Origin of the sequence: Sphaerisporangium sp. NPDC051011 (assembly GCF_040653595.1) — a bacterium.
Classification (GTDB): Bacteria; Actinomycetota; Actinomycetes; order Streptosporangiales; family Streptosporangiaceae; genus Sphaerisporangium.
In genome coordinates this window covers 613861-622746 of record NZ_JBFAGG010000003.1, presented here as the reverse complement: position 1 = coordinate 622746, position 8886 = coordinate 613861, and the positions used below count along the sequence as shown (strand labels likewise).

At 67.0% G+C, this 8886-nt stretch carries 8 protein-coding genes and 1 CRISPR repeat array; all 8 genes read left to right on the top strand.

Going from position 1 to position 8886, the window contains the following annotated elements:
* The first annotated feature begins 259 nt into the window (after positions 1 to 259).
* The 8 genes from AB0H21_RS10060 to cas2 are packed head-to-tail and all read left to right on the top strand — an operon-like array spanning position 260 to position 8205.
* Positions 260 to 988, top strand: coding sequence for a CRISPR-associated endoribonuclease Cas6 (locus AB0H21_RS10060; RefSeq protein WP_358514076.1), 729 nt, complete (start codon positions 260 to 262; stop codon positions 986 to 988).
* The gene (locus tag AB0H21_RS10055; protein WP_358514074.1) at positions 985 to 2409 is read left to right on the top strand and encodes a hypothetical protein; all 1425 of its coding nucleotides are present in this window, start codon (positions 985 to 987) and stop codon (positions 2407 to 2409) included. Before AB0H21_RS10060 ends, AB0H21_RS10055 begins: the two co-directional genes overlap by 4 nt.
* Positions 2410 to 3444, top strand: coding sequence for a type I-B CRISPR-associated protein Cas7/Cst2/DevR (cas7i, locus tag AB0H21_RS10050; RefSeq protein WP_358514072.1), 1035 nt, complete (start codon positions 2410 to 2412; stop codon positions 3442 to 3444).
* A complete protein-coding gene (gene cas5 / locus AB0H21_RS10045; RefSeq protein ID WP_358514070.1) occupies positions 3441 to 4109 on the top strand; it encodes a CRISPR-associated protein Cas5 in 669 nt (222 codons plus the stop codon). The genes cas7i and cas5 overlap by 4 nt, the downstream gene beginning before the upstream one ends.
* 2 nt (positions 4110 to 4111) lie before the next feature.
* Positions 4112 to 6460, top strand: coding sequence for a CRISPR-associated helicase Cas3' (gene cas3 / locus AB0H21_RS10040; RefSeq protein WP_358514068.1), 2349 nt, complete (start codon positions 4112 to 4114; stop codon positions 6458 to 6460).
* The gene (locus AB0H21_RS10035) at positions 6457 to 6954 is read left to right on the top strand and encodes a CRISPR-associated protein Cas4 (RefSeq protein ID WP_358514066.1); all 498 of its coding nucleotides are present in this window, start codon (positions 6457 to 6459) and stop codon (positions 6952 to 6954) included. Before cas3 ends, AB0H21_RS10035 begins: the two co-directional genes overlap by 4 nt.
* Complete coding sequence (gene cas1b / locus AB0H21_RS10030) at positions 6955 to 7935, top strand: type I-B CRISPR-associated endonuclease Cas1b (RefSeq protein ID WP_358514064.1); 981 nt, start codon at positions 6955 to 6957, stop codon at positions 7933 to 7935.
* 6 nt (positions 7936 to 7941) lie between these two features.
* The gene (gene cas2 / locus AB0H21_RS10025) at positions 7942 to 8205 is read left to right on the top strand and encodes a CRISPR-associated endonuclease Cas2 (RefSeq protein WP_358514062.1); all 264 of its coding nucleotides are present in this window, start codon (positions 7942 to 7944) and stop codon (positions 8203 to 8205) included.
* A gap of 132 nt (positions 8206 to 8337) precedes the next feature.
* Positions 8338 to 8882: a CRISPR direct-repeat array (repeat unit 30 nt; unit sequence GTCCTCATCGCCCCTGAGAGGGGTCGCAAC).
* Between the last annotated feature and the right edge of the window lie 4 nt (positions 8883 to 8886).

The window sequence follows — 8886 nt, the reverse complement described above, 5'->3', positions numbered from 1 at the left end:
GATGGAGGGCGGGTTTTGCAGCGGACCTCCGGTTGTGCGGAAAACCCCGGAGGTCTGCTGCAAAACCATGATCATGAGGGAGCATCACCGCTCTCGTTTCTTTTCTATGAGGCACCTTGGCCAAGGTGAGACCTCGCAGCCGTCATGGGTGGCGATCTCTCCTGTCTCACCGTTTGAGCTGCGCCCATTCAGGAAATGCCCTCTCGTCCGACCTTCGTCCATCTGTATTCAGTGAGAGCCGAAGACGCGGGAGGAAGCAGTGAGGTTGCGGATCGACGTCGCCACGGCGGCCACCGAGCTTACGTGGGCGAGCGTGCTGGCGCCAGGGCGGTCCCTGGTGTATGACCTGCTCGCTCGGATGGCGCCGGATCTGGGACGGGAGTTCCACGACCACGGATCCGGGCCGTACGGCATGGTGCCGATCGGCCACGGTGCACCGATATTCCCACAAGCGAAACGGCGCCGGGGAGCGTACGCCGTCGGGGGACGCGGCTGGTTGGAGCTGGGCAGCCCGCACCTGGAGGTGCTGGCCGTACTGGCCCAGGGCATCAAGCAGCGGGAGCTTCTCGACTGGGGCGGGGCCGCGTTCCGGATTCTGAATGTCACGGCGCTCGAACCGCCCGGGTTCGCGTCGGGCCGGGGACGGTTCAGGACGGCCACCCCGGTGGTGATGAAGGGCACCGGCCGTGATGAAACGGGGCAGCGGGTCACGCGCCAGGCGTGGCTGCTGCCGACCGATCCGGAGTTCCCGGTGTTCTTCCAGCGCAACCTGCGGCGCAAGGCCGAGACGCTGGGGATGGATCCCGAGGTGTCACTGACGGAGATCTCCTGGGTGGGCGCCAAGCGCTCCTTCTCGGCGGGCAAGGGAGCAAAGCCGGGCGCGCCCATCGAGGTCGAGCTGACCGGGCCACCGGAGACGCTCCAGGCGATCTGGAGCTGGGGCCTGGGACAGGCCAACGCCGCGGGCTTCGGCTGGGTCGCGGCGTGACCGATACGGATCAGGACGCGCAGTCGCGGCTGGTGCTGAGCCCGCATCCGCTGCAGCGGGTCGGCGCCTTCGCACTGGCGACGTTGGGGCAGGGCGCCACGCCTGAGCGGCTGACGCCGGAGGCGTTCGAGAAGACCGTCTCCATACTGACCGAGCACGCGGTCACGGCGGCATTGGCACGAGACACGAAAAGCGACCGCGGGTTCTGGCTCAAGGCGAGCTTGTCCTTCTTCCCGAACTCCAAGATGAACCATCACAGCAACGCGAAGAAGGACGACGTCACCATCGGTGACGCCGTCCAGGCGTGGCGCCGGTGTCCGGAGCGGGGGACCTGGCCGGCGGCGGCGTGCGTGATGTGCGGGCGTGCGGCGGTGGGGTTCTTCGGGAAGGTCGATGTTCCCCTGGCCGAAAGCGATCTCTATCGCAACACCACGCCGCGCGGCCACGAGGGCATGGCGCTGTGCTGGCCGTGCCTGTGCAGCTTCTACGCCCTGCCGTACGGATGCCGTCTGACGGGCGGGCAGTCGATCGCCTTGCACAGCTGGGACGAGCCGTTCATGACACGGACGCTGTCGCGGCGGGTGGAACGCAACAAGCAGCTGATCGCCCTTGGCAGGGCCGACCCTCGTGGTCTTCCCGCCCGGGAGGTCCTGGCGCTACAGGCTCTACGCAACCACGAGGACAGGCTGGCCGCCGGGGTGGAACTGCTGGTCTTCAGCAACAACAACCGGGGCCAGACGCTGGAGATCCACTCCATGGAACAACCGATCGCGGAGTGGCTGCGACGTTCGTCGCGGCCTCCACGAAGACGCGGCTTTCCGGCTCTCCTCCGTGCGCACGCTACGGCGGACAGGCCGGGCATCGTAGGGCTGGCTCGTAACGCGTTCCGGTCGCCGGACCTGATCGTCGGGGCGTGCGGCCGTTACCTGACCACCTACCTCCACCAAGGTGTGATCCGCGAAGAAACGGCGGACCTGGCCGAGCTGTGCTTTTCCCTAGTGATCGAGGTGATGCGAATGAACAAAGTCGAGATGGACGAGATCAAGGCCGCCGGCGCCCAGGTGGCGGCCTGGCTGAAGGCCGAGAACTCCGCGGGCCGGCTTCGGGCCTTCAACGCGACCCTCAAGGATCAGCCGCGGATGCGTCACTGGCTGATGCGCCGAAACATCGACGCCCTGCTGGACAGTAACAGCGCGATAGAGGGTCCACTCATCACCGAGAACCAGTTCCGCCTCCTCTTCGACCCAGAAGTGGAGCAGGCATGGTTTCACCGGCAGTTGCTCGTCGTGTCGGTGGTCCAGAGGCTGCACGAGCTGGGCTTCAAGCCGGAAGATCGCGCCGAGGTGGCCGCGGCGCTGGCGGCCGAAGAAGACGAACAGCATCCCGAGGACATCGCTTACATGAACGGCGAGGAGTCGTAGATGACCTGCCTGGTGGGGAAGATCGTCCTGGACGTCACGGCCGGGGCGCCCAACAACGGGCTGGGCGAAGACAACGTCGCCAAGGTGAAACAGCTCCGGATCGGACGCGATGTCCACCCGTACGTCTCGGCGCAGGCGTTTCGCCGCTGGCTGCGCGACTCGTTGCCCGCCGCGGAGCCGGCGTCTCCGGTCGTGCGGTCAGGTAGTGGTCAGAAGCAGCAGGCGTACACGCAGGGCCGTCCCGATCGGTACTTCGACGACGACCTGTTCGGCTATATGGTCGCGGTCAAGGGTGACAAGTCCAAGACCTGCCAGCGGGACACGGTGCTGGCCACGGGCACTTTCGTGTCGGTAGCCCCGCGCCGTCCGGAGCGTGATTTCGGAACGATGAGCCGCGGGTTCGGCGCCGGAGAGAACCCCGTGCTGCACGGGCACGAGTTCTACAGCGCGGAGCTTGCCGGGGACGTGCTGCTGGACCTGCCGCGAGTCGGCGTGTTCGAGACCGACGGCACGGGGCTGAAGGTCGCCCTGCCGGAGCCCGCCGCCAAGGAGGCGCAGGAGAACGGCGCCGAGCCGGTCACCTTCCGGGGGTCTTCGGCGCTGCGACTGACGATGGACGAGCGGCGTCGCCGGGCGGCGCTGCTACTGCGGACGCTGACCGCCGTGCGTGGCGGTGCCAAGCAGTCGATGCACTACGGGGATCGCACGCCCGCCATGATCCTGCTCGCGCCGATCAAGGGTGGGGTCAACCCGTTCACTCGGGTGCTAGGTGTGCGAAATGACCGTGTGCGGTTCGACGCCGACGTCCTGCGTGCCGAGATCGACGCCTGGGCCGACGAGCTTGAGGGCCCCGTGTACCTGGGATGGGCGCCCGGATTCCTCACGGAGCAGCGGGAGCGGGTCCGCTCCGAACTCGCCGATCTGGTCACCACCGAGACCGTGGTCATCGGCCATCCCCGGGTGCTGCTGGGTGATCTCGCCGAGCGGATCGAGCGGGGAGAGCGGGACACCTGGTTCGAGGACCCGAAGGGATGACCACGGTCGAGGTCTTGGAGGTGGCGGTCACCGCGCCGATCGTCTCTTTCCGTAATCCTCTGTACGCGGGGGTTCAGGTGGCACTGCCTTGTCCTCCTCCGGCGACGGTGGGCGGCATGCTCGCCGCGGCCGCCGGCGGCTGGGACGCCGTAGATCCGGGGTTGCGGTTCGCGATGACCTTCCACGCCCGTGGCAAGGGGGTGGATCTGGAGACCTACCACCCGCTCGATGCCACCGGGAGGAAGGCCAATCTGACACCACGGGAGCGGGAGTTCCTGGCCGATGTCACGCTCACGGTGTGGCTCGCCGACGACGTCGTGCTCTGGGAGCGGAGGCTGCATAGGCCGGTATGGCCACTGCGCCTGGGCAGGAGCCAAGACCTCGTCGGTCTCAGAACTCGTCGCGTCTCGCTGCGTGCCGGACCTGGACGCCAAGCGGACGCCGTTCTCCCGGAGGGGATCACTCCCCTACCGGCCGGAACCATCCTGCGGCTCCCGACCGCCGTGTCCACGCGCCGGGATCGGACACGCTGGGATGGTTACCACTTCGACGCCTCGGGGCGGAGCGACGTTGTGATCGCCTCGGGATTTGCCGATGCGGACGGCAGAGCCGTGGAGTTCCTGCCGCCCGTCCACCCTGTTCAGCTTGCCGGCGTGGGAGCATGAACGTGGGGCTGAGGAGGATGCTGGCCAAGAGCGCGCCCAGGGAAACACTCACCGCTCATCTGGCCGCCACACTTGCGGGTGCCGTCGAGTTGCGGCGGCGTCTGGGACGAATCGCCCTGACAGAGCAGGCGACCGACGGAATGTTCTGGTCGGCCGTCTGTCTTGCGGGTTTGTGCCACGACGCCGGGAAGATCCCGGACGGATTCCAGGCGATGCTCGCGGGGGCCACCAGGGGATGGGGCGAGCGGCACGAGGTCGTCTCGCTCGGCTTCCTTCCGAGACTGATCGGCGACGGGCGCCTGCTCCTCTGGGTCGCCACAGGCGTGGCCACCCACCACCGGTCGCTGGAGGGCGGGCGGGGCCCGCTGGCCCCGGCCTACGGCACAGCCTCAGTGGAGGAGTGGCGGCAGCGCTTTCACCCCATCCTCGCCGACGTGGCGACCGAGCTGGCAACCTGGCTCGCCGACACGGCCACCTCGGCGGGACTGCCCGTCACCCCCCGTGCGTTGGACGGCCTCGACGTGGTGGATGAGGCGCGGCGGCTGTTCGGTCGATTGCTGGACGCGTGGGAGCTTCCCGTCCAGGCGGAAGAAGGGCTTACCGCGGTCCTGCTGCAGGGAGCCGTCACATTGGCCGACCATGTCTCCTCCGCCCACGGTATGTTGCATACAGAACAGCCGTTGGACGCCGAGTTCCGGCCGAAGCTGGAGAAATCGTTCAACGAGAAAGGCCGGAGTCTCCGTTCGCACCAGACGCGGGCGGAGGCGGTGAACGGCCACCTTCTGTTGCGGGCCCCGACCGGCTCGGGCAAGACAGAGGCAGGGTTGCTGTGGGTGACCGCCCAGGTCACCGCGATCACGGATGCGATGGGCGGCGTGCCGAGGGTCTTCTACACCCTGCCGTACCTGGCCTCGATCAACGCCATGGCCGGGCGGCTGGGAGACCTGCTGGGAGACGACGGCCTGGTCGGAGTGATGCACTCACGTGCCGCTTCCTATCACCTCGCCGCCGCCATCTGCCCGGAGGACGGCGACGACGAGCGCGGAGAAGCCGCCAAGAAGGCCGTCTCCCGCGCCGCGGCGACCCGGCTCTTCCGGGAGACGTTACGCGTCGGCACGCCGTACCAGCTCCTGCGCGGCGTGCTGGCCGGTCCGGCCCATTCGGGCACGTTGATCGACACCGCGAACTCGGTGTTCGTGCTGGACGAGCTCCACGCCTACGATTCCCGGCGGCTGGGCTACATCCTCGCGACCGCCGGGCTGTGGGAGCGACTCGGCGGGCGGATCGCCGTACTGTCGGCCACCCTGCCGGACGCGCTGGTTCGCTTGTTCCGCGGTGCGCTGGACCAGGAAGCACGCTTGGTCGAGGCATCGACCGGCGGTACTCCGCTGCGGCATCGGCTCGCGCTGCGTCAAAGGCACCTTACCGACACCGATTCCATCGAGGAGATCAAGTCCCGGCTCGCGAGAGAGGAGTCGGTGCTCGTCGTGGCCAACAACGTGGCGGACGCTCAGCACCTGTTCGCCCAATTGCAGCCTGAGATCGATGAAGAGGCCGCCTTCCTGTTGCACTCCCGGTTCCGCCGCATGGATCGGTCCGCCCTGGAGACGGCCATCGGGCAACGCTTCGGCGTCGGCCGGCCTAAGAACAAAGGTTTGGTGGTGGCCACCCAAGTCGTCGAAGTGAGCCTTGACGTGGACTTCGACTGCCTGTTCACCTCGGCGGCGCCGCTGGAGGCCCTGCTACAGCGGTTCGGCCGGGTGAACCGGGTCGCCGCTCGACCACCCGCCGACGTCGTCGTCCATCCGGCCGCCTTCGCTCCCCGGCGCGCGGGCGGCGACGATCACGCCGACGGCGTCTACCCGAGGATTCCCGTCGAGACGGGGTGGGAGATCCTGACCCGCCACGACGGAGGCGCGGTCGACGAGGCGGACGCCCGGCTGTGGCTGGACGAGGTGTACGGCACGGCATGGGGCCAGGAGTGGTACGACGACGTACAGAAGAATCAGAGGATCTTCTCCGAGGCGTTCCTCGGCTTCGCCCACCCCTTCGTCAGCCGCGACGAACTCACCGAACGCTTCGACGAACTGTTCAACGGCACGGAAGCGATCCTCGCCCAAGACCGTGACGCCTACGAGGCGGACCTGAACCAGGTGACCGACGACAAGGCCGCCGGACGCCTGCTGGCCGAGCGCTACCTGATCCCGATGCCTTACTGGGCCACTCCTCAGACCTCCTGGGAGAGGAGGCTCGGGCTGCGCATCGTCAACGCCGAATACGACGAACGGCTGGGCCTGAGCAAGATCCACGGCCCGGCGGCGCCGGTCTACCAGGCAGGTGAGGTGCTGTGATCGGACCCGAGGATGTAGGCGGGGTACACGTCAAGTATCTGTACCACTGCCGTCGCCAGTTGTGGCTGTACGCGCGCGGGGTTCGACCGGAGCACCTCAACGCCTCGGTGCAACTGGGCGAAGCCGTCCACGAGACCTCCTATACGCGCAGCTCACCTGTCGACCTCGGTGCCGCGAAGCTGGACCACCTTGATGGCGCGGCCTGGGTGCACGAGATCAAGTCGTCATCGAAGCCCAGCAAGGCAGACGAAGCCCAGGCCATGCACTACTGCTACCGGCTGCGCGTCGTCGGGGTGGCCGCTCAGGGCGCGATCCTGCACTATCCGAAAACCCGCCGCACGAAACGACTGCCCTACACCGCTCAAGCCGCCGAACAGGCCCGGGCCGATATCGCCGTGGTCCTGGATGTGGTCTCCGCGAGCGCCTCCCCGCCGCTGCTGACGCGACCGGCCTGCCGCGGTTGCTCCTACATCGACTACTGCTGGAACGAATAGATGCCCACTGCCTCCCGGACGTACTGGCTCACCACCTCATGCCGGATCCGCCGAAAAGATCAGTCTCTGCGCATCGAACGGGAAGACGGCTCGCCCGTGCACATCCCGATCACCGACGTGCGAGACATCGTCGCGTGCGAGTCCGTCGACATCAACACCGCCGTGATCAGCCTGCTCAACCAGCACCGGATCAACATCCACTTTCTCAGCCACTACGGCGACTACGCGGGATCGCTGCTGACCTCCGACACGAGTACCTCCGGCCAGACCGTCATCGCCCAGGCCCGGCTGGCCGGCGACCCGTCGGCCTCCCTGAACATCGCTCGTTCGATCGTGACCAGCGCGGCGGCGAACATTCGCAGGGTGGTGGACCGCAAGCTGCTGGCGCGGCCCATTGACGTACTGGAGGCTTCCGTCGCCGAGTCGTCCACGCGTGAAGAACTGATGGGCGCCGAAGGCACCTTCCGCCGCTCGGCCTGGGCCGTGCTGGACACGCGCCTACCCGAATGGCTGCGGCTCAACGGCCGTAGCCGACGGCCGCCCCTCAATGCCGGAAACGCCTTCATCAGCTACGTCAACGGCATCGTCTACGCGCGACTGCTATCAGCGGTACGGCTCACGCCGCTGCATTCGGGCGTGGCGTTTCTGCACAGCACCATGGAGCGCCAGCGCCACTCCCTCGTCCTAGATCTTGCCGAAGTCTTCAAGCCACTGTTCGCCGAACGACTGTTGTTACGGCTCGCAGGACGCGGCCAGCTCAAACCCGCCCACTTCGACGTCGACGTCAACCAGGCGATGCTGAGCGACTCCGGACGCAAGCTCGTGGTGCAGACCGTCCGTGACGAACTCGCCGTGACGATCCAGCACCGCGCTCTTGGCCGCAACGTCGCGTACGACGAACTGCTCTACCTCGAAGCCCTGCAACTGACCCGCACGTGCCTGGAAGGCACACCGTACAAGCCCTTCAAGATCTGGTGGTGACATCACGTGTACGTGGTCGTGGTGTACGACACCTTGGCCAAACGCAACGCCGCCATCCTGCGCCGGTGCCGCCAATACCTTCACCACGTCCAGCGAAGCGTATTCGAAGGCGCTTTGAGCCCTGCGCAGTTACGACGGTTCCGCCACGAGGTAGAAGGAGTCATCGACGCCGGCTACGACAGCGTCCTCGTCTTCACCTTCCCGCCTGGCACCACCCCCGAACGCCAGGAGTGGGGTATAGCCCAACCCGCACCAAGCGACATCCTGTAATACCCTGGCACGAGAGTGATCAAGACTAATTGCAGCAGACCCCCCGGGTTTCCCGCACTACCGGAGGTCCACTGCAAAACCCCCCAGAACCCACGAGCCAACATAGCCACTGAACTGCGACTTTACCGTGGGGTCCTCATCGCCCCTGAGAGGGGTCGCAACACCGACACGGGGTCCAGGTCGATGCCGTACAGGCGTCCTCATCGCCCCTGAGAGGGGTCGCAACGCGAGGCGCTCGGCGTCAGCAGACTCACGGTGGCGGTCCTCATCGCCCCTGAGAGGGGTCGCAACCGCTTCACCTTGTCCTGTCGGCAGACCGGGCAGGTCCTCATCGCCCCTGAGAGGGGTCGCAACCCTCGACGGCCTTCTCGGGCAGTTCGGCGTCGGTGGTCCTCATCGCCCCTGAGAGGGATCGCAACTTTGGCCATGTCCTCGTTCATGTATTTGCGCAGGGTCCTCATCGCCCCTGAGAGGGGTCGCAACAGGAACTGTGTCGTCGACCCGTTCGGCCCCCACATGTCCTCATCGCCCCTGAGAGGGGTCGCAACCCGATGAGGTGCACGAGCTGGGCGAGGTGGGCTGTCCTCATCGCCCCTGAGAGGGGTCGCAACAAGGTGGCGACGCCGCGGACCTCGCGGAACCCGCCGGTCCTCATCGCCCCTGAGAGGGGTCGCAACACGT